Here is a 23,397-nt window from a genome sequence, read left to right as displayed (position 1 = left end):
GGATCGGTGACGTGACTACCGTCTGAACCACCCAAATAGCGACCACCCACGATCACTTTCGTCTGTCTCGTCTCCTGCAGCGACCGCTGCTTCCAGTTCACGTCGCCGTTCGCGTTCGGTTTCTAACTCCGCGTGTAGTCGTTCGTTCTCTTCGAGTACCGATTCGAGATGGCTCTGCAGGTCTTTGAGCCGTTCGAGAGTGTCGGTATCGCGGGGAGTGGCTGTCTTTGTACTGTCGGTTGGTGTGACCGACGTCGGATCGTGTGGTGTCTGGTGGTCCGCACGTCCAGTCCGGGTGGTGTCTGTGCGCGACGATGACCGACGGACTTCGGTCGACCACTGTGAGGGGTCATAAAAATCGGACGTCCCCGAAACCGATCGCTCGATGGTCTTTTCGCCGTACGTCGACCCATCGGCGAAATGCGTTTCGTCCCATTTCTTGCGATACAGTCCAGAGTCTCGGAGCAGTCGATCAATCTGTGCTGTGTCTCCGCCAGTCCAAAATGCGAGGATCGAACACAGCGCCATATCGGCTTCTGAGTGGCTGTCATACGCACTCGTATCACCTTTCCACAGTCGGCTGAACTTCGGCCCGTTGGCTGCGTTCGATGCCCGTTCAACGACATCCTCGTCGGTGAGGTCGTTTCCTGGCGTGTCGACAGTGCTCGATGTCGTAGTGATATTCGGGGTGTTCGATGTTTGTGTGCCACTCTGGGTGTGTTGTGTCTCGAAGTACGCACCGTGGATTGCGGTGAGTTCGTCTGTTCGGTCGGCAACCGTCGTGGGCGTCTCGTCGACGTGGTCGCCAGTCATCGTAAAGAACCGCGCGTGTTCGTAGAGTTCGAGGTTCCCTGTTCGGTTGCCTCCTGGCGGCAATGATCCACGGACGATGATGTGATAGCCCGTCCCTGACGGACTGATTTCTGTATACGACGCAAGCTGGTCGATGATCTCTGTGGCCCATGCTTCTGTCTCGCCCGTTTCGCGAGTGCGGCATTTGTCGAGGTCAATACCGACATATGGGTCGTCAGTACTGAACACGAAGCCAACACCATCTGCCGCGCCACCCCTTGCATACGCGAGCGCTTCGTCGAAGGTCGTCCACGTCACCGCATCGGTTGCAGAGGCATAGCCGCCGTTCACCGAGACAGGCACCTTCGTTTCGTCTCCACCACGTGTCTGTTTACGCCAGCCCACCCAGTGGTCTCGTTCGAGGAGAGTATCGGGGAGTGTATCACGTGTGGGTAGGGGTGGGGTCATTGGGTACTCGATGGTCTCGTGGACACATAGATAGCTATTTCGTGCTGCTACACCGGTGGGTCGATTCCCTCGATTTCTACACTGGGGCGGAAGTGAGTGATTCGTCAATACACCCTCTACAGCCCCATTTTTCAGGGGTGTACATCCACGCCGATTTCCCGTATGGGTGTATGTGAGTTGTGGCTTACTTGGGTGTAGATACAGGCGAGGACCACAGCCTCAAGAGGGAATGAACCTCGAACGAATCTTTTGGTGTTGGCGTCTAGGGCCGCTCAGATGTGCGATTCGTATTGAAGGAGAACCACCGTTGTATCGAAAGTCACCACCCATCCGCCTGTGTTCAGGTATACTCGAATCCGCTATTCTCCAGTACACCACGTCAGAGAGGTGGTGTATGGGCGGTTTTCAAATTCTCGGTTGGCGTCGTTGGTCGGGGTTGATGCCTGCTCAGTACTGGTCATCGTCGCGTTCCAAGCAGAGAGTCGAACACGCCGAACTCTCGCTTTTGGGACCCGTTGACGTGGTACTGGTGTGTTCGCCTCGACTTGAAGAGGGGGTTCTGACGGTGGTCTCAAACGTGGACGCGACGAAATCGAGAACGGTCAGTTAGTTTCAACTCTCTTCCCTTCGAACCAAGTGGGTTGCGTGAGGGTGACGTGGCTTCCAGTAGATGCTTGCACGTACCTTTGGACGTGTTTTGCTGGCAGGTCGGTCCAGCAGTGGCGCTGTGATGTTGGTGTGCTCGCGTTCTAACTCGTGGGAACCACGTCGCGTTACGCCCCAGTCGTTGTGCCCTGACGAGGAAGGCCAGTTGACTGTGGCCTGTGCCATCCGAGGACCATTGTACACAGTAGCCTCAGAAGATGGTGGTGTCCCTTTGGGTACGTCTGTCCGAGTTGAACGAGGCCACGGTCCCAGATGTGTCATGACAGGTGTTCGCTCTCGAATCGAACGCACTTGCTCTCGACGAACTCGTAGTTCGAGACACCGAATGCCTCGTTATCACGAAGGTTTTCGATCGTTCGAACGATCTCGCTTGTTCATTGAGGAAGATACGGCCACACACCGCTTCGGTGAAGTCTATTGTTGCGGGACAGACGGTGGGTGTATTCCAATCGAAGCAGAGGTATGGTAACCCACCGACTCACCAACACACCGACTGCAACTCACCGCAACGACAACCCAGCCACCAAACCCGTCCCGAGCGCCACGACCTGCCAGCCACGGTGGATGGGAGCGCGTCGATTAGCCTCGGGGCGGTGTGTGGGTCCGAGGCCGCCCGCCCCCGCTCAGTCTCGAGAGTCGAATTCCCGTTATGAGTGGCCGATGGAGAAACGGACGCCCCGGTATATTGGCGTTCAACCACAAGCCCAAGTGGGCGATGACGAAGAAACATGAATCGAACGGTGTCTACATCACACCTCGCTGCCGAAACTCAACGCGGGCGTCATCGAACACAACAGACGAAGCGGGTGTATCCGGTATCGGCAATCCCCGCAGCTCAAACGACTGCTGGAACAGGTATCTGAATTCACGCGGCGCGACTATTGAGATTCCACGACACTCGGACAGACGGCGATTCTTTCTTGTGTCCGCTGGGCTGGCCCAGTTGAGTTCGTGCTCTCGTGTCTGGCGTTCCCTCTCACGTGAATTCGTGGCGTGATCAATTAAGAGTGTGCGGAGCTGATGAAGTCCACAAGTTTTGTACCCTCGTTGAAATGAACCGGTATGAGAGTCGTGAACTATACTGTCACAGGTGGGCAATTTTCGGACCTCATAGACGCACTAACTGAGCGATTTTCTCCGGAGGAATCTCACACAGGAGATGGGTTCGCGGTGTTACTGATTGAGAAATACGAATTTTGGCGGACGAACTCGAATATGCAGGTAACGATTATCCTCGAAGAGATGACTAGGACGACCTGGTTCCTAAAGATCGTCGTCGGTGGGGGAGCGAGCGGGATTTTCAACTGGACTTATGGGTCGGAACAGAAGGTTCTCCGAAAGATGACGACGGGAATTGAGGAGTTGATTGACGAGCTCGACATGAAAATCAAATCGAATGCTCGCTGAGTCTTGGCTGTTGGGCCACATCAAGGTGCGCGACCAACCACTTATCCGGGATCACATCGAACCGTGAAAACAGAGCGGTGTATCGGGGGACTCGTGTGGTCGCTCGGCTTCCTCGAGCTGTACGAGTGGATTCGGTGACGTGTTCGAAAGCGACGTCAGCGGGGGCGGCAACCTTCAGCCGCTTGCCGGAGGTACACTTAGGGTTTCCAAGTCCGTTCCGAGGACATGGCTCACCACGAACCGGACACACACCAGTTACTGGACCAAGCACCGCTGCTGGATGCGACCCGAGATGGGCCGCTCGACCGGTCGACGCTCCAAGACGAACTTAACATCTCGCGTGCAACGGCCTACCGATGGACATCCTCACTCACCGACGAGAGTTTGCTCGAGCAGACGCCCACGGGATACCGGACGACCGGAGCGGGCTGTGCCGTGGCCGATGCCGTGTCACGGTTCGAGCGGTCGGTCGCAGCGGCCGGCCGATTAGAACCCCTCCTCGCTCAGATTTCGGCACCGGAGTTCACGCGTCATGTCCACCTATTCGCCGACGCCGACCTCCACGTCGCCACGCCGCAGAATCCGAACGCGCCCATCGAACCGTGGCTCGAACACTTCGCGTCGTTCGAGCACTCGCGGAGTCTAGTCGTCGCAGGGTGTCCACCGAAGGTCACAGAACAGGGTATTGAACACGCCCGAAACGACGTGGACTTCGAGGCTATCTGTACGCCGCTGGCGCTCGAAGCGGACCGGAACGCTTCGAAGAACGCGTTCGACACCATCGCGTCGGCTGAAGCACCCGCGCTATACACTCACCCCGGACTGCCGTTCACCATGGGTATCATCGACGACGTTGTCATCGTCGGCGGTTTCGACGACGAGACATCCCTCCCGATTGCTTCGGTCACAACCGACGACCCCGAGGCTCGCAAGTGGGCCGTCGACCTCTATCGACGCTACAAACGCGACGCGGACAGGCTCAACGTGACTCAGATGAGCACCAAGAAGTAGCGACTCTACGCGTGAAATCTGTGTACTGATCGAACTGTGTCTCACGAACTGAGATGCCGTCTCAGGGAATGACTATAATCCTGAGCTTTCCGTCGAACGGATTATGGAACGGACAGGGCAGACCGAGGAGGACGGCGGCGATCGACAGCACAGGCGACGAGACAACTGGGACGCCGTAGAATCAGCACCGACGGGTTCCTACGACGTTGTTGTCGGTGGTTCCGGGATGTCGGCGTCTCTCACGGCGATGATTCTGGGAAAACACGGCCTCGACGTGGTGATGCTGGAAGCCGGGTCGCATCCGCGGTTCGCCGTCGGCGAGGCGATGCTCCCGCAGAGTTCGATGTGGATGTGGATTCTCGGGGAGTACCACGGAATCCCGGAGATTCAGTACCTCAGCGACACGGACGACATCGTCGACAACGTCACGTCGTCGTGCGGCATCAAACACTCCATCGGCTTCGCCTACCACGAACCCGGGCGGAGGGTCGCGCCGGACCACAGCCACCAATTGATTCCGCCGGACCTCCCGTTTTACAGCGAGAGCCACCTCCTGCGCTCAGAGATCGACCGGTATCTGGTTGAGGCCGCCCAGCGGTACGGCGTCGAGTACCTCGACGAGACCGAAATCACCGGCGTGGACATCGGCCGCGACGGGGTGACCGTGACGACCGGACGCGGCGACATCGAGGCGGCGTTCTACGTCGACGGGACCGGGGGAAACTCCGTCCTCGCCGAGGAGATGGGGTACCGCGAGGACGCACCGGCGTTGGAGACGGATTCGCGCGCCATCTTCACGCACGTCGAAGGGCTCGCCCCGTTCGACGAGGTGCTCGACGAGGCTGCCCGCCCCGGACAGTCCAACCGCCTCCACGACGGGACGCTCCACCACGTGTTCGACGGGGGCTGGATGTGGATTATCCCCTTCGACAACTTCGAGCGCTCGGAGGCGAACAAGGCGAGCGTCGGGGTAGTCCTCGACCGAACGCAGTACCCCGTTGACGAGTCGGTCAGCGCCGAGCAAGAGGCCCGACGAATCATCGCCGAGTTCCCCGACATCGAACGACACCTCGAATCAGCGGTGCCGGTGCGGCCGTGGGTTCGAACCGGGAGGCTTCAACGGACCGCCAGTCAGTCCTCGGGACACCGCCATTATCTGACCAACAACACGTATGGGTTCGTCGACCCGCTGTACGCGGTTGGCCTGGTGAACACCCTCGAATCCGTTTTTGTGTCGACCAACCTGCTTTTGGACGCGTTCGAAGACGGCGAGTTCTCGGTGGCGCGCTTCGCGCCAATCGACGAGATGCACCGCCGTCAGCTTGCGACCAACGACCGGGTCATCAGCAACGCTTACAAGTCGATGGGTGACTTCCGGCTCTGGAACGCGTGGACGCAGATGTGGCTGGGGCAGGTCCTGTTCCACGACCTGTACGTTCAGCGGCACTGCTTCAACTATCTCGCAACGGGGCGACCCGCCGAGTTCGACTCGCTCCTCGCGGAGTCGTCGCCAGGCGACGGCGCGCCCTTTGTCCCGCAGAAGACCGAGATACACCAGCGGATGGCAGAGGTACTGGATGTCTACAGGGACGGAGACGCGAGTGCTGGCGAGGCAGCCGGACTGTTGTTCGCGGAGCTTCGGCGGGCCGACTGGCTTCCGAAGCATGTCTACGCCTGGGGAGACGAGCGTGCACGGCACGTCGATTTCTCTGACCCGGAGTTAGTGGGCAAACTCATCCAGTGGGGGATGACCGAATCACCCGATCAGCTCCGAGCGGAACTGTTCGACTTCCCCGTTCCCGAGATGGCGTAGCCATCGGCTTAGGTGGGTAGTCACTTTGACTCGGTCCGTGTTTTTTCCTACCGACCCAAGCGGCTCGCGAGGCCGGAGGCTATCGAGCGACTCGTGACAAGCCCGCACCTGACGCCGACCGAGACCGTACGCTTGCACGTCGTTGCGACCGCAGTTCGGTGGGAGATGCGACCGTATTCGTGGACTGGTACTGAGCAGTTCGTTCGTATCACTCGGTGGAGGCGGCAGACCGACGGAGGAGGTCGTTCGTGAGCCACCGACCGCCCTCACACCTTCGGGAGTTCACTCCTCGTCGTCCGAACCGGGAAGCCGTCGAACGGCCCGTTCCCACCGGTCGCGGGCGGCCTGCCCGGGGTCCGCAAACGGGTCGTAGGTGATGTCTTCGGCGGTTCCGAGCCGACTTCCTTCGTCCCGTCCGGTCGCGCGCCGCCACAGCGCGACTCCCGACGCGAAGACGACCGCGGCGAACAGTCCGCCCAAGAAGAGATTGACCGGGTACTGGAGCGCGGGCACGACGAACACGAGCACCAACGCGAGCGCAGTCAGTTGGAACGCGTACAGCAGATAGCTGAACCACGTCCCGGAGAGTGAAACCGTTCGACCCATCGCTCGAGAACGGAGGGGCTCCACCGCCAAAGTGCTTCACACTGCGATGACTCTGTTGGACCCCTCGGGGAGCGTGCGGTCGGAACTGTGCCGAGATGGGGGGCGCAGCCAAATTACGAGAGCCGGGTGAAAAGTAGGTCAATCACCCTCGAAGCAGTGCGTTCTCGGAGACCGGCTCCGGAAACGTCGACTGCGCCGTGTCGGGCGACAACCACCGTCTGACACTTGACTCGTACTGGGGGTTCGATTGTCGACACCGGGCCTCGGTGAGTGAGCTCGGAACCCCCGGTCGAAACACACTAACGCGAGCGCGCTCGTCAGTCGTCGAGGTACGGCTCACAAACCCGCTGTACACCCTCTTCGAACGAAACTTCCGGCTCCCACCCGGTCGCCTCGTGCATCTTCGAGTAGTCGGCTTTCGTGTCGTGGACGTACACCTCGAAGGGGTTCTCGACGTACACGGGGTCAACGTCCGTCCCGAGCACCTCGTTTATCATGTCGACCATCTCGTTGAACGAGTAGCTCTCGGCAGTCCCGAGGTTGTAGATGCCCTGCAGCCGGTGGTCGGCGGCGAGTTCGATGCCGCGGACGATATCGTCCACATGCGTGAAGTCACGCGTCTGAGTGCCGTCGCCGAACAGCTCCGGCGACTCGCCGTTCGCGATTTTGTCGGTGAACTGCGCGACCGTATTCGCGAACTCCCCTTTGTGTTCTTCCGCGCCGCCGAAGCCCTGGTACACCGAGAAAAAGCGCATCCCGGCCAACTGCATATCGTAGTGGTGGTGGAAGTACTCCGCGTAGCGCTCGCGGCCCAGTTTCGACGCCTCGTAGCCCGTCCGGGACTCGACGGGCATATCCTCGGGCGAGGGCTCGGTTCGCGACCCGTAAATCGACGATGTCGTCGCGTACACCACGGTATCGCAGCCGTCCTTGCGAGCCTGTTCGACCGTGTTGACGAAGCCTTCGATGTTGACGCGGGCACCCTTCGTCGGGTTCTCCTCGTGCATCTTGTACGACGACAGCGCCGCCAGGTGGAATACCACGTCGACGCCCTCGGTCGGGAGGTCGTCGTCGAGGACCGTCGTGTCGTGGAACTCCACGGCGTCGTCGAGATTCTCGGGCGTTCCGAGATAGAGGTCGTCAATCGCAATCACGTCGTTGTCTTCGGCGAGATGGTTCGCGAGATTCGAGCCGATGAATCCGGCACCGCCAGTAACGAGGACTCGTTTGCCGTCCATACACCGAAGCTCTCACCGAGTGACAAGAACGTATCGCCCGCGGTGGTGCAATCTGCGTGGGTTCGTCTCGTGTCCGTCGGCGCTGGGTCGGTTGCGTCACCGCGCGACCCGCACCACGCTTTGAGCGATACGGTTCCGCGAGGAGAGCCGGACCGACTGCACGTGGATAGACGTACTGCGCGTGCACCGTGAACCGTACGCCCCGGTCCGTACGACGGTGAAATCCGCATAGCTACGCCAGCGGGCCGACACTCCCGGTACTAAGTAGCCACTCTCGCTCGTTCGACTGTGGGACGGACACGCTGGGACTTCGATTTGGCAGAGACCGCCGGAGCGATTGCGATTGCGCTCATTCTCGTGGGGCTACTGCTTCGGAACCTCGTTGACGCGACGACTTCAGCCGACGTGGTTCGGGCGTTCGGTGGGGTGACGATACTGGCGCTGTTGTTCGGTTATCGGTTCGTCTCACATCGGCTCGATGAGCAAGCCAGTGGAGTGCTGTTGTTGTTCGTTGGCGGACTCGTCGCTGGTCTCACACTGCTTGTTGCGCCGAGCGCGTTCGCTGACCGCGGGACTATCGCGGCGTTTGCTGCGTTGGGGGTGCTCGCTACTGCGTTCATCGTCTCACCGTGGATTTCGGTGTCGACGAGATGGTTCGGCGCGCTCCTCTGTGTCGTCGCACTACTGATGGCCGGCTTAGAGCTCACCGTGTTCACTGGCGAGGACATCGGCAGCGCGATTGTTGTCGCAATGCTGGGCCTCGTAATGGTTCTACGGCCGAAGGCGATAGAAGAGACCGGTGGGCGAACGGAGTAACTCCCCGCTTGGGATTCAGTCTCTACTGGGTAACCGTCTCCCCGCAGGCGACTGTCGCTGCACGGCGTCGTTCACGCCGAAGCGGAGTGTGAACGCGACGTGGGACGCGTTCGAGGGGGGACGACCGAGGGAACCAACGGTCGCCCGGTGTGAGGTATAACAGCCGCATCGGTGCCACAGCGTGGCGCTACCAAACCCACACAGAATGCTGAGACACCGGCCAACCAGAGTAAACACTTCGACAGCGCACCGTGTTTTGGCTTGCCTAAAAATCGAAGCCGTTATCTGGTTTTAGGCTAGCCTAAAATCATGGTGAACAAGTACAAACGACTCACTCGACGGGACTACGTGAAGTACGGGGCTGCGGCAGCGACGGCCGCACTCGCCGGCTGTGGCGGACAGTCGGCGTCCGACCCACCGACAACCGAAGCGAACACGACGGCGACACCAACGGACGACGAGCGTTACGCAGCCACCCTCTCGCCGGCCGGTCGTGTGGAGTTCACCGAGCCCCCGGAGAACGTGTTTACCGTCCTGCTTCACCACGCAGATATGGCGGTCGCACTCGGGCAGGGCGAGTCGCTCAACGGGATGTACAACCCGGAGGGGTTCGGGCAGTTGTACGACCTGCTATTCGAGCGACTCCCCGGCGTCTCGGTCGATTGGTCAGGGCTGGTGGATACCTGGAATCCCGACAAGGAGGAGCTCTACGAACTCGACAGCGATATCCATCTCGAAGACCCGGCGTTGATGGCGACGATGGAGGCGTGGGAGCCCGACGACGTTGCGGAGATTCGGACGGAAGTCGCCCCGTGGTTCGGGAACTCGCTGAGCCGAAACCACAGCGAGCCGCCGGCGAGGTGGGCGGACCAGTACCGGTATCACACGCTCTGGGAGATTTTCGAGCGGGTAGCGGCGGTGTTCCAAGCACGGGCGCGGTACGAGGCGCTGGCGGAAATCCACGGCGACCTCCTATCGACGATTACGGCCGGCCTCGAAGAGACGGAGGCCCGGCCGTCGACGGCGCGGTTCCTGTGGCGAGGCGGCATCTGGGTGTACCCACTCAACGGCCCCGGGACGGTCCGAGCCCACACGCGCGTGTTCGACGCCGAAGACGCACTCGCCGACGTGCCGAGCGGGACGCAAATCGACATGGAAGCGCTCGTCGAAGCCGACCCGGACGTCATCCTCGTCGACGGTGGCCTCGGCCCGGACTGGACGACGACCAAACAGGAACTGTACGACGAGCCGACTGCGCAGGGCCTCTCGGCGGTCGCAAACGACCGCGTCTTCCCGATTGGAGTTCGCTACGGCGGCCCGCTCATGAACCTGTTCCAGTTGGAGATGATCGCCAAGCAGTTGTATCCCGAGCAGTTCGGCGCGTGGCCGACCTACGAAGGCGGCCCGTATCCCGACGTTCCGGAAGCCGAGCGACTGTTCGACCGACAGCGCGTGGCTGACATCATCAACGGGGACTTGCAACCGTAGTCGAACGCCGAGGTGGTGGATAGCCTCGGCGTAACACTGAGCGGCGGAGCTCACCAAGCGACGAAAGAATACGCAGCGTTCATGAGCGACGCCGATGACCCCCGAAACATGAGTACAGACGCGAGCGCACGCGTGCCGCACCTACTGATGTCGATTGGGGGGTTGGCGCTGGTCAGTCAGTCGGTCGTGTTCGAAGGTGCCTTCGGACTGGTGACGAACCCGGGCGTGTCTGGCGGCCTTCGAGACGTGCTGAGCGGCGGTCTGTTACTTGTGTCAATGGTCTGCTTTTTCAGTGGAATATATCTGCAAATTCGAATGTCCCGATAACGACTCGCTCATCCCTCGAACGAAGTCTAGACTTGCGGTTTGACGCGTGTCTCGGAACACAGCGGTCTCGGACACACCACAACTAACAGACTGCTCGCCCACGGGTACACATGGACCGGACGGACCTGTTCCTCGGATTGATAGTCGTTCTGTTGGCCGCACAGGTGTACGAGACGGGCGACGGCCACACGCCGATGTTCATCGTGCTCCCCGTGATGGCGATTCTGTATCTGCTTCCGGTGTACCTCGCCGGAGCGGTCGTCCTTGAGAACGTCGTCGACGGCTGATTCACAGCGCACGAAACGGGAGGGCGCGACAGGGGGTGCCTGTTCGACAGCGATTCGGACGGCCGGACGGGGGCGTTCCCAGCGAGCGATAATCACGGCGTGAGTTGATACGGTCCGTGAGTGAACTACTACATAGAGGTGAGAAAGATGAGCGAAATGGCGACCGTCGTACTCCAGTGGGGTGGACACGGGCCGATGGGTCCCCACGGCGGCCACGGGGTCGCCGCGGGGGGCGCGACAGCCACCGGCGGCATGGGGCTGTGGTGGCTCGCGGCCGGAGTCCTCCTGCTTCTCGCACTCGCAGGAGTGAGTCTCGTGTACGTCAGTCGCGTCCGGGCGGCGAGTACCGAGACGACGCCACCGAAGGAAGCCGACAGCGCCATGCAGGACCTCCGGACGCAGTACGCGCGCGGCGAAATCGACGACGAGGAGTTCGCAAACCGGGCGGCCACGTTGAACCTGGAGTGGGGATAGACCGCAACGCACGCAGACATCCCCGTTTAACTCACCGGAAACAGACAGTTTCTCGGCGGCGAAACGCCGAGAGCAGTGAGTCGGGGTGTTCGAATTCATGTACGGTTCGTTATTTGAATCTGATGGAATCTATATAGCTAAATCTGCATACCGAATTTAACCTTTTCTGCAATAAAAACCGATAGTTCAGGCGCTCGCTTGAGATGCAACGCGTTCGTTTTCGACACCTATCTATGTAACTATCTGATTTCTGCTAATTACGTCACGCTCACGAATCGGTGTTTGTGTCCGTGTGTGAGGCGTTTTTATCATGATTCGGATGTTTTCGGACGCGACTCACTCCGTCCGCGACCGCTGACGCAGTTCGTTGATCAGCGTGGGAAGCACGACCCCCACGCCGAACAGCGCGACGAGCTCGACGAACCCGTCGTTCAGGTATCGCTGCGCCAAGTACCACGACGTGAGCCCGAGGAACATGAACGCGAGCGTCGTCTTCATCTCGACAGTCAAAAGCGGGTCACGGGTCATAGGCGGAGTTCGGGGAGAGCGCTTGTAAATTCGACTTACTGGCGGAGAACGCGGCGGACGGCGACCGTCATCGGTTGAGCGCGTCCGAGCGAGCGATGAGGTCCGGGACCGACTGGCCGGACGATTCGACGACGTCGAGCGTCACGCGCCTGGCCTCGTAGGGCTCGACAATCGCGCCGGGGCCGCCGACGCTCAGCTGTTCGGTGCCGTCGTCGATGAGGAACGCGTTCTCGATGGGAATCGAGTTCGTCGTCGGTTTCACGAGCCCCTGGGTGACGTCGGTAATCGTCCCGAACCGGGTTTCGAACGCCTCGTTCGAGTCCGCCGGTCTGAGTTCGATTTCCGCGACGAGCGTGTAGCCGCGTTTCAGATAGCGGGTCGCCGCGAAAATCGCGTGTCGGAAGCGGTCGTACGTCGCCGGAAGCTCGTCCGGTTCGTGGAGGTAAATCTCCTCGGCGAGCGGCCAGTAGTTTCCGAGAAACGACCCCACGAGCGCGGGGGAGAGGCGGTCTTCGGTGAAGCTAATCGCCTGGTGGTCCGACCCCCGCCCCATGACGAACTCCGGCGGGGAGAACAGCCCGTGTCGCCGGTCGACGCAGACGAGCATCGGGCCGCCGTCGGCCCAATAGCGGACGACGCTGCCGAGTCCCTTCAGCGTCGACTCCGAGACGGCCTCGTCGCCGTGGCCGTTGGCGAGGACGAGCGTGAGCACCCCCCGGTCGACGGCGGCCTCCAACTCGGGTGCGAGGTCCGGCAGTAGCGACGCCGGCACCGACACGTTGACCTCGTTTTCGGCCTGTCGAACCAGCGACGCGATGCGCTTTTTCACGGTGGATTTTGACTTGATGACCTCGTAGCGTCTGTCCTCGCCGGGGTCGGGGTTGTGGATGGATTCGAGCTGCGTTTCGAGCGAGGACAGCTGGTCGGAGAGCCGTCTGATGACGACCGCGGGGTCGACGGCGCGAATCGTCGTCGGCGTCTCGTGGTCGTTGACCTCGACGAGCCCGCGGTCCTCGAAGCTCCCGAGGACGTTGTAGACGTAGCGCTTGGACACGCCGGCGTGCTGGGCGAGTTCGCTCGCCTTGGCCTCGCCCTGTCCCAAGAGCGCGATGTAGGTGTCGGCCTCTTTGTCGGAGAAGCCGAACGTTTTCAGTCGTTCGCGGACGGTTGGTTCGTCGACAGTCACTAGCCTGTCTTTCGAGACGAACGGTAGTTGAATGTATGCGTTGGTGACAGCCCTGCGGCCACCGCAGGTCGGTCGAGCGGCGCGAACGGGGCCGAAAGGGGGAGTGTGCCGTGCCTTACTCTTCGGTGTCGTAGGACTCACCGACCGCCGACGGCACGCGCGTGTAGCCGACGCCGACGAGGACCACGAGCACGGCGACGTAGGGGAACAACCCGGTGATGCTCCCCGGCAGCGAGATGCCGATGGTTTGCAGTTGAATCTGGAGCATGTCCATCGCCCCGAACAGGAGCGACGCGCCGTACGTCCCGAGGGGGTTGTAGTTGCCGAAGAGGTACGCGACGATGGCAATCCAACCGCGGCCGTCGACCATCGTCACGCCGGTGCCGGTGAAGCCGCTGCCGATGCCGATTGACAGGACCGCGCCGCCCAAGCCGGCCATGACGCCCGAGAAGATGACGGTCGCGTAGCGGACGCGGTTGACGTCGATGCCGGCGGTGTCGAGCGCCTCCGGGTTCTCGCCGGCCGCCTGGACCCAGTAGCCGTAGCGCGTGCGGAACAGGACGACCCAGGCCGCGACGGCGACCACGATGGTCAGCAAGACCAGCGGCGAGGCGTCGAAGAACAGTCGTCCGAGGACCGGAATCTCTGCGAGGACCGGCACGGACACCGCGTCGACGTTCGGCAGCGAGGGGCTGGAGACGCCGCCCCACAGCACGGTGGCGGCGAACGGCCCGAAGCCGAGGCCGATGAACCAGACGGCGAGGCCGGCGACGATTTGGTTGGCCTCGTACCGAATCAACAGGACGGCGAACAGCGTCGCCAGCACGCCGGAGACGAGCGCGACCGCGACGAAGGCCACCCAGAGGTGTGCCTGCGTGATACTCCCGTCGCCGGCGAGGAGCCACGCGACCGCGGCACCGACGAGCGCGCCGAATATCATGAACCCCTCCAGCCCGATGTTGAACACGCCGCTTTTCTCGGCGTACAGGCCGCCGATGGCCGCGAGCGCGATGGGCGTCGCCGCCTGCAAGGCGCGTTCGAGCGCGCCGACCGTCACGAGGTCAGACCCCGGGAGGTCGACGAAAAGCAGGAGCGCGATGACGGCGACGAGTGCGACGAGCGCGCCAACGAGCGTCCGCTGGTCGTCGAGAAGCGCGCGAGCGGTGCTCATTCGCGGTCACCTCCGAGCGAGGTGTACTGCCCCGCCGCGCGGAACAGCTCCGGCGCGGCGACGAACAGGACGATGAGTCCGATGACGCCGTCGACGAGTTCGCTCGGCACGTCGAGCGTGAAGCCGATGTACTGGCCGCCGGCGTCGAGGCCGCCGAACAGCAGGCCGGCGGGAATCACGCCGAGCGGGTTGTTCGCCGCGAGGAGGCTCACGGCGATGGCGTCGAAGCCGAACGTGGGGAACGTGTTGGGGTCGCTGTAATAGCCGAGAATCATAATCGCAAACAGTGCGCCGGCGAGGCCGGCAATCATCCCGGAGATGGTCATCGTCCGAACGATCATCCGCTTGGGGTCGACGCCGGAGTATTTGGCCGCCGGCTCTTGGTAGCCGCTCGTGACGAGGTCGTATCCGAAACCGGTCCGGTCCATCACCAGATAGACGACGACGACCGTCAGGAGCGCCACGCCGAGTCCGAGAATCGAAAACGACGGGCTCTCGAAGACGAGTCCGGGCAGTCCGACGTAGTCGGGGAACTGTTCGGTGTTCGGCGCGGCCGCCCCCTCCGGGCGGAGATACGCGTCGAGCAGGAAGTAGACGACACCCGAGGCGATGAAGTTCAGCATGATGGTCGTGATGACCTCGTTCGCACCGGCGTACGCCTTCATCACGCCCGGGAGCGCCCCGTACGCGCCGCCAGCCGCCAGCGCCAACAGCGTGGCCAGCGCCAACAGCGGAATCGCGGAGACCGGCGAATTCGGGAGCAGCGGCGCGGCGAACAGGATGCCGAGGGTGGCCGCGAAGCCGCCGACGACGAACTGGCCCTGCACGCCGATGTTGAACACGCCCGCGCGGAACGCGACCGCGACCGCGACGCCCGTCAGAATCAGCATCGACGACTGCCGGAGCATGAACGCGAGGTTCGAGACGTTCCCGACCGCGCCGTAGACGAGCGACGAGACGAACTCGACGGCGTCGTACCCCGAGGCGGCGACGATGACCGCGCCGATGAGCAACGCGAGCGCGGTCGCGACGAGCGCGATGACGACGCGTTCGAGCACCGAGGCGTCGAGCATCCGGGCGGCGATGCGGTCCGCGAGAGACCGGACGCCGGTCGCAGCGTCGCTCACGCGTCACCCTCCGCGCCGCGCGCCGCGCGTTCGGTGCCGTCCCGAGTCCGGCCTGCCATCAGCAGGCCGAGTTCCTCTTCGGTCACGTCGTCGGGGTCGACGGTGTCGACGACCGACCCCTCGTACATGACTGCCGTGCGGTCAGAGAGCTTCTGAACCTCGTCGAGCTTCGACGAGACGAGGAGGATGGCGACGCCCTCCGCCCGCATGTCCTGGAACCGCTGGTGGATGAACTCGATAGAGCCGATGTCGACGCCGCGGGTCGGATGGGCCGCGACGAGCACCGACGGGTCGCGTTCGAGTTCGCGGCCGACGATGAACTTCTGTTGGTTGCCGCCCGAGAGCGATTTCGCGGTCGCCTCGGGGTTCCGCGGGCGCACGTCGTACGCTTCGATTATCTCGTCGGCGTGGTCACCGATTCGCTGCCAGTCGAGGAAGAGCCCGTCCGAAAAGGCGTCCATCGTCTGATTGCTCAAAAGCGCGTTCCTGACGAGCGAGTAGTCCTGAACGAGGCCCTCTTCGAGCCGGTCGCCGGGGACGTACGAGATGCCGTCTTCGATGCGGCGACGGCGGGACAGCTCGGTGATGTCGCGCCCCTGAAGCGAGACTGTGCCCCGCTCCGGGGTTCGCATCCCGGTGATGGCCTCGATGAGCTCCTGTTGGCCGTTGCCCTCGACGCCGGCGATGCCGAGAATCTCTCCTTCCCGAACCGAGAGGCTCACGTCGCGGACCTGTTCGAGCCCGCGCTCGTCGCGCACGGTCACGCCGTCGACGGTGAGCGCGACCTCGCCGGGGGTTCCGCCCCGCGAGTCGACGTCGAACAGCACCTCGCGGCCGACCATCATGCGGGCGAGTTCGTTCTGCGAGGTCGCCGCCGCGTCGACCGTCCCGACGGCGCTCCCGTCTCTGAGGACGGTGATGTCGTCGGCGGCGTGCATCGCTTCGTCCAGCTTGTGGGTGATGAAGATGAGCGACCGCCCGTCGGCGGTGAGCGCCTCCATCACGTCGAACAGCCCCTCGACCTCTTGGGGCGTCAACACGGCCGTCGGCTCGTCGAGGATGAGCGTGTCGGCACCTCGATAGAGGCTCTTGACGATTTCGACGTGCTGTTGGATGCCGAGTCCGAGCTCTTCGATTGGCGTGTCGAGGTGCTCGTCGACGGAGAAGCCGTAGGTGTCGCAGATGTCGGTGATGCGACGACGGGCCGCCTGCTCGTCGACGAGGCCCCGCGTCGAGGGCTCGTGACCGAGCACGATGTTCTGGAGGACGGTCATGTTGTCGACGAGCTGGAAGTGCTGGTGAATCATCCCGATGCCCGCCGCGATGGCGTCCCTGGGGGAGTCGAACGAACGGGGTTCGCCGTCGACGGCGATGGTCCCCTCGTTCGGGTCGTACAGGCCGTACAGGACGTTCATCAGCGTCGTCTTGCCCGCGCCGTTCTCACCGATGACGGCGTGAATCGACCCGCGGTCGAGGGTGAGGTCGACGCTGTCGTTGGCGACGACGTCGCCGAAGCGTTTCGTGATGTCCGTGAGCTGAACTGCTGGTGCGGTCGTGTCTGTCATGGGTTGGAGTCTACGCTATCTGGAAAAAGCCTGCGAGGTGGTGCCATGGCTGCGTCGCTAGCAGCCGCTGGCGCTACACGGCACGGTGACGTCGCCGTTGATGATGGCCTCTCTCGCCGCTTCGAGGTTCTCCGTGACCACGTCCGGAAGCTCGCCGCCGACCGCCTGCCCTAAGACGACGCGGACGGCCTCCTCTTCGAGACCGAGGATGTTCGAGCCCTGCACCGCCGACCAGTTGTCCTGCACGGTGGCCTCCGCGACCTCGTAGGTCCCCTCGTTGATGTACTTCACCGCAGAGCCCATGATGACGTCTTGGTACTCGGGGAGCGTGACGGACTGGTCCGCGTCGACGCCGATGGCGAAGCGATTTGCGTCCTGCGCCGCCTGGAAGACGCCCTGTCCCGCCGCCGCCGCCGCGTGGTAGACGATGTCCGCGCCGGCGTCGTACTGCGAGGTGGCGATGTTGTTGGCGGTCTGCGTGTCCGTGTAGTTCCCGATGTAGCCGACGGTGACGTCGAGGTTCTCGTCGACCCACTCGACGCCCGCCCGGTAGGAGCGCTCGAAGGCGTTGATGAGCGAGCCGTCGACGCCGCCGACGAACCCGACGGTCGACGAGTCCGGGTCGAGCGAGTTCCCCTCGTAGGAGAGTTCGCGGGTCGTCATCGTCCCCGCCAGCACGCCCGCCTGGAACGACATCTGGTGGTTCGCCCACGTGTACCCCGCGACGTTCGGCTGGTCGATGGAGTCGTTAATCAACATCCAGTTCTGGTCCGGGTACGCCTCGGCGTTCGTCTGGAGCGCCTGCGTGTGGTTGTAGCTGACCAGTACGACGAGGTCGTAGTCGGGGTTCGTGCTCTCGGCGAGTCGAGACTGAACCGTCTGGTAGTTCGACTGGTTCGTCTCCTCGACCTGCTGAATCTCGATGTCGTACTCCTCGGCCGCCGTCTGAAGCCCTTGCAGCGCGAGGTCGTTGAACGCTTGGTCACCGAAGCCGGCCGGACTGGAGACGATTGCGACGTTCGTCGTCTCACCCTCCGACCCGCCGCTTTCGGTCGTCTCGCCGGTGGTCTCCGAGTCGCCGCCGCCGTCGTCCGCGGCGGTCGTCGTGGTGGTCTCGTCGTCCGACCCGCCCCCGAGACAGCCCGCGACCCCAGCTATCGCCGCGAGGCTGATTCCCGATTTGAGAACGTCGCGCCGCTCGATGCCGCGTCGTGTCTCCCGAGTCGTCTCGTCTGCCGCATCTCCGTTTCCAGTGTCCCTTGCTGCCATTGTGTTTCCTCAGACTCACTCAGTCCTGAGTAACATAAATAATTATTCGCTATTTTCATATTGTGAACGGGTGAGAGGAAAGTGTGAGATATTCGTTTATCGCACGTCCGCTCGAAAACGGCCGGGTGCGACGAGGCGGCCGCACGACAAACGCGCTTCGACCGTCACGTTCGACCTAGTTTCCGGACGCCACTGGGCGACGATTCACCGAATCGTCAATTTAGACCGGGAGATTAATGACAATCACACGCAAAAGTTCCGAGGATGACCTACGAGAACCTCGATTCCGACCTCATCAACGCACTCCTCGAAGACGGGCGACGCAGCCTTCGGAGCCTCGCCGAAGAGCTCGACGTGTCGGTGACGACCGTCTCGAACCACCTGCGAGACCTCGAAGACGAGGGCATCATCGAGGGCTACACGCCCCGCGTCGACTACGACGCGCTCGGCTACGACGTGACCGCGGTCATGCACCTCAAAGTCGAGGGCAGCGCCCTCGCGGAAGTCACCGAACTGCTCGCAGACGAACCGCAGATGGTCTCGGTGTACGAGGTCACCGGCGACTACGACGTGCTCGCGGTCGGGAAGTTCAAGAACACCGACGACATGAACCGCCAGATCAAGGCGCTGTTGAGCGAGGCACCGATTCGCGAGTCGAACACGAGCGTCGTCCTCAACGCGGTCTCCGAGAACGAGCAGTTCGACCTCGGGGACGACGACGCCTAAGTCGGTCGCTCACTCGACGCGGAACTCGAACCGCGCACCGCCCTCGGTGCCCTCCGTGACCCGCACCTCCCAGTCGTGTGCGGCCGCTATCTGCGAGACGATGTTCAGGCCGAAGCCGGTCCCCTGCGCCGACGTGGTGTAGCCGGCCTCGAACACGGTGTCGCGGTCCTCTGGGTCGATGCCCACACCGTCGTCTTCGACGTAGAACCCGCGGTCGGTCTCGCCGACGGTGACGGCCACGCCGCCGTCGCCGGAGCCGTGCTCGACGGCGTCACCAGACGCGGTCTGGTTGCCCGTCGAGCCGTGCTCGACGGCGTTCCGAAACAGATTTTCGAGGAGTTGTTGGAGTTGCTCGGGGTTGGCGTCGAGGACCAGTTCGGTCTCGACGGTGAGCGTGGCGTCGCCGGTCATCACGTTCTGCCAGCACGTCCGCGCGAGGTCGGACAGCGCGACCGATTGGATATCCATGGCGTCGTTCCCGTCGTGGGCGAGGACGAGCAGGTCGCTGATGAGGTCGTCCATGCGGTCCAGCGCCCGGCTGATATCGTCGATGTGGTCGCTGTCGCAGTCGTCTGCGAGCAGTTCGAGCCGACCCATCGCGACTTGCAGCGGGTTGCGGAGGTCGTGGCTCACGACGCTCGCAAAGCGGTCGAGTCGCTCGTTTTGCTCGACGAGTTCGGCCTCCCGTTGCTTCTGCTCGCTGATGTCTCGAATCATCGCGACGAACAGGTCCTCGCCGTCGACGTTGAGTTCGATGAGATGCACTTCGGTCGGGAACGTCGTGCCGTCGCGGCGTTCGAGCGCACCTTCGAACCGGGTGGGTTCGTTCGGCGGCAGGCCGGCCCAGAACGACCGCGACCGCTCCGGGTCGGACGTGGGGTCGAGCTCCCAGACGGTCTTGCCGACGAGTTCCGCCTCGCTGTACCCCAACTCCTCGCACATCCGTTGGTTCACGTCTCGGATGCTGCCGTCGTCGGTGTGGACGACGACGAGGTCTGGTGAGTGTTCGAACAGGGCTTCGAGCCGCGCGGTGTTCGACCGCAAGAGCTCCTCGTACGTCTTCCGCGGCGTGATGTCGTCCTGAAAGCCGACGAAGAAGTCGATTACGCCGTCGTCGTCGAACAGGGGCGCGATGCGCACGCGGTTCCAGAACTCGGTGCCGTCCTTGCGGTAGTTCAGTAGCTCGGTCGTCACGGCCTCGCGCTCGTCGACCGCCGCCCGCAGTTCGGCGACGGCGTCCTCGTCGGTCGCTTCGCCCTGCAAGAACCGACAGTTCCGCCCCAGGACCTCGTCGCGGCTGTACCCGGTGAGGGCGGTGAACTCGTCGTTGACGTAGACGATGGGGTTGTCGGTTTGGCTGGGGTCGGTGAGCACGATGCCGATTGGCGCTTCGTCCATCGCCCGCTCCCGACGCGACAGGCGCTCTTCGAGCGTGTCGCTGCGCGACGCCGTCCAGACGAGCGACCCGTCGCTCGTGGACGTGAGCGTGTGCTCCACCTCGATGCGGTCGCCGTCCCCGCGGACGAGCGACGACCGGCCCGACCAGCGCCCCTCGCGGGCTTCGGACAGTATCGCGTCGCGGGTCGGTTGCAGTTCGTCGTCGGGGACGAACGACCCCCACCTGCGACCGACGAGGCCCTCGCGGTCGGAGCCCAACAGCGTCGCAGAGGCCGCGTTCGCGTACTCGACCGTCCCGTCTTCGTCGAGGACGCAGACGGCGTCGCGAGCGGTCTCGACGGCCGTGAGCCCCCATTCGAGCGCCCGCGAGGTTCGGGCGCGCTCGGCGGCGTTCTCGATGCGGGCGGCGAGGAGTTGGTGTCGGGCCGCGTCGTCGCGCTTGCGAAAGTGGTCGGTTGCGCCCGCCGAAATCGCCTCGTTCGCGACCTCGTCGTCGCTCTGTTCGGTAACGAGGATAAACGGCAGTTCGGGGAACTCGGCGCGGACGCGGTCCAGCACGTCGAGACCGCCGAGGGCGGGCAGGTCGTAGTCGCAGACGACGCAGTCGAACGCCGCGTCACCGCCCCGAATCCGGTCGAGTGCGGCCCGCGGGTCCGACTCGGTATGGACCGTAAAGCGCTCGCGCTCGCGTTCCAAGCGCGCCGCGAAGTCGCAACCGCCGCCGACGTAGAGAACGGCGATAGACGCCGGTTTCGAGAGTGAACGCGGCGCGTCACGAGATGTGTCCATACGCGGTGGTAGATAACGCCAAGAGAACATAATGGTGGTGCCGGGCGAAGCCGACGCAGCCGTGCGCGCCCGCGGTGTCCGCGACGCGAGAGCGGCCGAAGTCGGCGGACGGAGCGCCGAACGATGAAAAGCGTACCGGGCGGTCTGTAACCAGAGCGCTTATAATTAGCAATCCGCTTTCAAACGGTGATGACAGACACCGACGAATCCGAACGCAGCACGCCATCTCGGCTCGCCCGCGCCCTCTTCGCGAGCGGCCTCGCGATTCTGGCGATTCGCAACCTGACCGACCTCGACGGCCGCATCGCCTACGCGGAGGCGAAAGGCGTCCCCGAGGCGGACCGACTCGTCCCCGCGGCGACCGGCCTGCTTCTCGGCGGGAGTCTCGGCGTCGGGTTCTGGAAGCTTCCCCGGCTCGCCTCCGCGAGCATCGCGGCGTTCTTCGCCGGCGTCACGCCGACGATGCACGACTTCTGGGCCGTCGACGACGACGCCCGCGACGAGGAGCTCACGTCGTTCCTCCAGAACCTGACGCTGTTCGGCGCGGCGCTGGCGTTCTTCAAGCGCGCTTCGGACGAATAACAGCCCGGACGCAGCCGGTCCGTCTTTTTGTTACGTATCCACGGCATACTCGTCGATTCGGTCTGGTCCGAACCGGAGTGCGTACAGATACCACAGCCCGACGGCGGTCCAGCCGGCCGCGACGAGCGGCGAGTCATCGAACCACCGGTACGTCGCGAAGCCGAACGCGGAGAGGGCGAGGACCTGATAGAGTCGAACGTGGGCCGACACGGTCGCGGCTGATACCCGCCGCGAGCATAGTTCTTACTCACACCGGGGACGGACACCCCACCGTTTCCAGTATCTGGGTGCCGACAGCCATCGGCCGCCGCGTCAGGACGACCCCGCGTCGTCGGCGTCGCCGTCCCCGTCGCCGTCGGCCGGACGATGAAAGCAGATCGAACAGTCGAGCGCACCGTTGTCGTCCCGGACGGGACGGATATCGAGGCGGCTCACGAAGGGGTCGCCGTGGGCGTCGTAGTTGCGAATCTCGGTCGAAATCGACTCGCCGGCGTCGACGGCCCGCCGAACCTCGGCGACCGTCTCCGGGTCCGTCTCGGGACCACAGAGGAACCGGTAGCTGCGCCCCGTCACCGACTCGGCGTCGTAGCCCGTGAGCGTCTCGAACGCCGCGTTGAGATAGACGATGGGGTTGTCAGGCCGCGAGGGGTCGATGACGACGATGGCGACTTCGACGGCGTCGAGCACCCGGTCTTTCAGCTCGGCTTCCGCCCGCAGCGCGTCGACCTCGGTGAGCTCTTGGACGATGCAGACGTGGCCCCCGTCGTCCATCTGCGTCAGCACGAGGCGCTCGGGGACGGCTTCGCCGTCTTTGGTGATACCGGTCGAAAGCCCCCGCCACGACCCCTCTGATTCGAGCTGCGGGAGGATTTCGTCGTGGAAGCGTCGCGCCTCGTCGGCCGGGTAGAGGATGTCCCAGTGCTCACCGATGAGTTCGGACCGGTCGCGGTTGTAGAGCGCGGCGTACGCCTCGTTGAGGTACTGGTAGACGCCGTCGTCGTCGATGATGCCGATTCCCTCCTCGGCAGATTCGATGGCGAGAAAGCCGCGTCGCATGTGCGTCTCGGCCCAGTACTTCTCGACGAGGTTCGAGACCTTGTTCGCCAACACCGGGTACTCCTCGGGACCGCCCTTCTGGAGGTACTCGTCGACGCCGGCGGAGATGGCACGGCTCGCAATCTCCTCGCTCCCCTTGCCGGTAAAGAGGACGAAGGGAATCTCGATGGACCGCTCGCGCGCCGCCGTCAGCAGTTCGAGCCCGTCCATCCCCGGCATGTCGTAGTCGCTCACGACGCAGTCGTACTCTCCGTCTGTGAGTTCGTCGAGCGCCGGCTCCGGGTCGGTGTACGTCTCCGTCTCGGCATCGTCGAGTTCGCGTTCGAGGAAGGTCGCGGACAGGTCCACCATCGCTTCGTCATCGTCGACCAGCAGAATTCGCATCGCACGCTGTCCCGTGCTGAACGGAGCGATGCCGTGGAGCGGAGACACGTCCATTACATCCGTGGTATCACGGCACAACGATAAAAACAGCTACGGCGGCGGCCGAACGGGGCGACGACGGGCACGGACCGCCCGCGACACCGGGAACCGAGGGAATAGACGTCTGTATAGAATATATATTACTAGATGATGTGGGCGGCAAGAAATTATATCCGATGTGGGA

The 23,397-nt window shown here is 63.1% G+C and carries 21 protein-coding genes; 9 read left to right on the top strand and 12 right to left on the bottom strand.

What is annotated here, in order from left to right; translation table 11 throughout:
- Positions 1–15 precede the first annotated feature (15 nt).
- A complete protein-coding gene (locus tag E4P24_RS10430) occupies positions 16–1,260 on the bottom strand; it encodes a hypothetical protein (RefSeq protein ID WP_006601188.1) in 1,245 nt (414 codons plus the stop codon).
- A gap of 1,728 nt (positions 1,261–2,988) precedes the next feature.
- Here E4P24_RS10430 and E4P24_RS19005 point away from each other — a divergent pair.
- From E4P24_RS19005 to E4P24_RS10415, 3 genes are all read left to right on the top strand, one after another.
- Positions 2,989–3,333: a hypothetical protein gene (locus E4P24_RS19005; RefSeq protein WP_223173912.1), complete on the top strand. Its 345-nt coding sequence runs from the start codon at positions 2,989–2,991 to the stop codon at positions 3,331–3,333.
- A 225-nt stretch (positions 3,334–3,558) separates the two neighbouring features.
- Positions 3,559–4,344: a winged helix-turn-helix domain-containing protein gene (locus E4P24_RS10420; RefSeq protein ID WP_223173911.1), complete on the top strand. Its 786-nt coding sequence runs from the start codon at positions 3,559–3,561 to the stop codon at positions 4,342–4,344.
- A gap of 103 nt (positions 4,345–4,447) precedes the next feature.
- A complete protein-coding gene (locus E4P24_RS10415; protein WP_115803170.1) occupies positions 4,448–6,157 on the top strand; it encodes an NAD(P)/FAD-dependent oxidoreductase in 1,710 nt (569 codons plus the stop codon).
- Positions 6,158–6,439: 282 nt separating this feature from the next.
- Here E4P24_RS10415 and E4P24_RS10410 read toward each other — a convergent pair whose 3' ends face one another.
- Positions 6,440–6,763: a hypothetical protein gene (locus E4P24_RS10410; RefSeq protein WP_006601184.1), complete on the bottom strand. Its 324-nt coding sequence runs from the start codon at positions 6,761–6,763 to the stop codon at positions 6,440–6,442.
- A 317-nt stretch (positions 6,764–7,080) separates the two neighbouring features.
- The gene (locus tag E4P24_RS10405) at positions 7,081–8,001 is read right to left on the bottom strand and encodes an NAD-dependent epimerase/dehydratase family protein (RefSeq protein WP_163489317.1); all 921 of its coding nucleotides are present in this window, start codon (positions 7,999–8,001) and stop codon (positions 7,081–7,083) included.
- A gap of 315 nt (positions 8,002–8,316) precedes the next feature.
- On the opposite strand from E4P24_RS10405, the gene E4P24_RS10400 reads away from it, so the two are divergent.
- From E4P24_RS10400 to E4P24_RS10385, 4 genes are all read left to right on the top strand, one after another.
- The gene (locus E4P24_RS10400; RefSeq protein ID WP_206043019.1) at positions 8,317–8,817 is read left to right on the top strand and encodes a hypothetical protein; all 501 of its coding nucleotides are present in this window, start codon (positions 8,317–8,319) and stop codon (positions 8,815–8,817) included.
- A 309-nt stretch (positions 8,818–9,126) separates the two neighbouring features.
- Positions 9,127–10,305, top strand: a complete 1,179-nt coding sequence (locus tag E4P24_RS10395) for an ABC transporter substrate-binding protein (protein WP_188148447.1) — start codon at positions 9,127–9,129, stop codon at positions 10,303–10,305.
- Positions 10,306–10,742: 437 nt separating this feature from the next.
- Positions 10,743–10,919 carry a hypothetical protein gene (locus E4P24_RS10390; RefSeq protein WP_004041923.1) on the top strand — a complete coding sequence of 59 codons (177 nt, stop codon included), beginning with the start codon at positions 10,743–10,745 and terminating at the stop codon, positions 10,917–10,919.
- A 147-nt stretch (positions 10,920–11,066) separates the two neighbouring features.
- The gene (locus E4P24_RS10385) at positions 11,067–11,393 is read left to right on the top strand and encodes an SHOCT domain-containing protein (RefSeq protein ID WP_206043018.1); all 327 of its coding nucleotides are present in this window, start codon (positions 11,067–11,069) and stop codon (positions 11,391–11,393) included.
- A 336-nt stretch (positions 11,394–11,729) separates the two neighbouring features.
- Here E4P24_RS10385 and E4P24_RS10380 read toward each other — a convergent pair whose 3' ends face one another.
- From E4P24_RS10380 to E4P24_RS10355, 6 genes are all read right to left on the bottom strand, one after another.
- Positions 11,730–11,921: a hypothetical protein gene (locus tag E4P24_RS10380; protein WP_115861120.1), complete on the bottom strand. Its 192-nt coding sequence runs from the start codon at positions 11,919–11,921 to the stop codon at positions 11,730–11,732.
- Between the two features lie 67 nt (positions 11,922–11,988).
- The gene (locus tag E4P24_RS10375) at positions 11,989–13,107 is read right to left on the bottom strand and encodes a TrmB family transcriptional regulator sugar-binding domain-containing protein (protein ID WP_115861122.1); all 1,119 of its coding nucleotides are present in this window, start codon (positions 13,105–13,107) and stop codon (positions 11,989–11,991) included.
- A gap of 115 nt (positions 13,108–13,222) precedes the next feature.
- On the bottom strand, positions 13,223–14,278 hold the full coding sequence (locus E4P24_RS10370) for an ABC transporter permease (protein WP_115803178.1): 1,056 nt from the start codon (positions 14,276–14,278) through the stop codon (positions 13,223–13,225).
- Positions 14,275–15,405, bottom strand: a complete 1,131-nt coding sequence (locus tag E4P24_RS10365) for an ABC transporter permease (protein ID WP_008575087.1) — start codon at positions 15,403–15,405, stop codon at positions 14,275–14,277. The genes E4P24_RS10370 and E4P24_RS10365 overlap by 4 nt, the downstream gene beginning before the upstream one ends.
- Positions 15,402–16,970, bottom strand: coding sequence for an ABC transporter ATP-binding protein (locus tag E4P24_RS10360; protein ID WP_004062879.1), 1,569 nt, complete (start codon positions 16,968–16,970; stop codon positions 15,402–15,404). The genes E4P24_RS10365 and E4P24_RS10360 overlap by 4 nt, the downstream gene beginning before the upstream one ends.
- Positions 16,971–17,027: 57 nt before the next feature.
- Positions 17,028–18,239 (bottom strand): BMP family protein, encoded by a 1,212-nt coding sequence (locus E4P24_RS10355; RefSeq protein WP_006601174.1) that lies wholly within the window; start codon positions 18,237–18,239, stop codon positions 17,028–17,030.
- Positions 18,240–18,503: 264 nt separating this feature from the next.
- Here E4P24_RS10355 and lrp point away from each other — a divergent pair, with 264 nt between their 5' ends.
- Complete coding sequence (gene lrp / locus E4P24_RS10350) at positions 18,504–18,965, top strand: HTH-type transcriptional regulator Lrp (protein WP_004041915.1); 462 nt, start codon at positions 18,504–18,506, stop codon at positions 18,963–18,965.
- 9 nt (positions 18,966–18,974) lie between these two features.
- On the opposite strand, the gene E4P24_RS10345 is transcribed toward lrp, so the two are convergent.
- A complete protein-coding gene (locus E4P24_RS10345; RefSeq protein WP_004062881.1) occupies positions 18,975–21,152 on the bottom strand; it encodes a PAS domain S-box protein in 2,178 nt (725 codons plus the stop codon).
- Between the two features lie 189 nt (positions 21,153–21,341).
- Between E4P24_RS10345 and E4P24_RS10340 the strand changes: the two genes are divergently transcribed.
- Positions 21,342–21,734, top strand: a complete 393-nt coding sequence (locus tag E4P24_RS10340) for a DoxX family membrane protein (protein WP_004041912.1) — start codon at positions 21,342–21,344, stop codon at positions 21,732–21,734.
- 30 nt (positions 21,735–21,764) lie between these two features.
- Here E4P24_RS10340 and E4P24_RS10335 read toward each other — a convergent pair whose 3' ends face one another.
- Both E4P24_RS10335 and E4P24_RS10330 read right to left on the bottom strand, forming a co-directional pair.
- The gene (locus E4P24_RS10335; RefSeq protein WP_004041911.1) at positions 21,765–21,944 is read right to left on the bottom strand and encodes a hypothetical protein; all 180 of its coding nucleotides are present in this window, start codon (positions 21,942–21,944) and stop codon (positions 21,765–21,767) included.
- 102 nt (positions 21,945–22,046) lie between these two features.
- Positions 22,047–23,228: a PAS domain-containing protein gene (locus E4P24_RS10330; RefSeq protein ID WP_006601172.1), complete on the bottom strand. Its 1,182-nt coding sequence runs from the start codon at positions 23,226–23,228 to the stop codon at positions 22,047–22,049.
- Positions 23,229–23,397 lie beyond the last annotated feature (169 nt).

The organism is Haloferax sp. AS1, from assembly GCF_014530665.1.
Classification (GTDB): domain Archaea; phylum Halobacteriota; class Halobacteria; order Halobacteriales; family Haloferacaceae; genus Haloferax; species Haloferax volcanii.
This window is presented reverse-complemented; position numbering and strand designations above follow the sequence as displayed.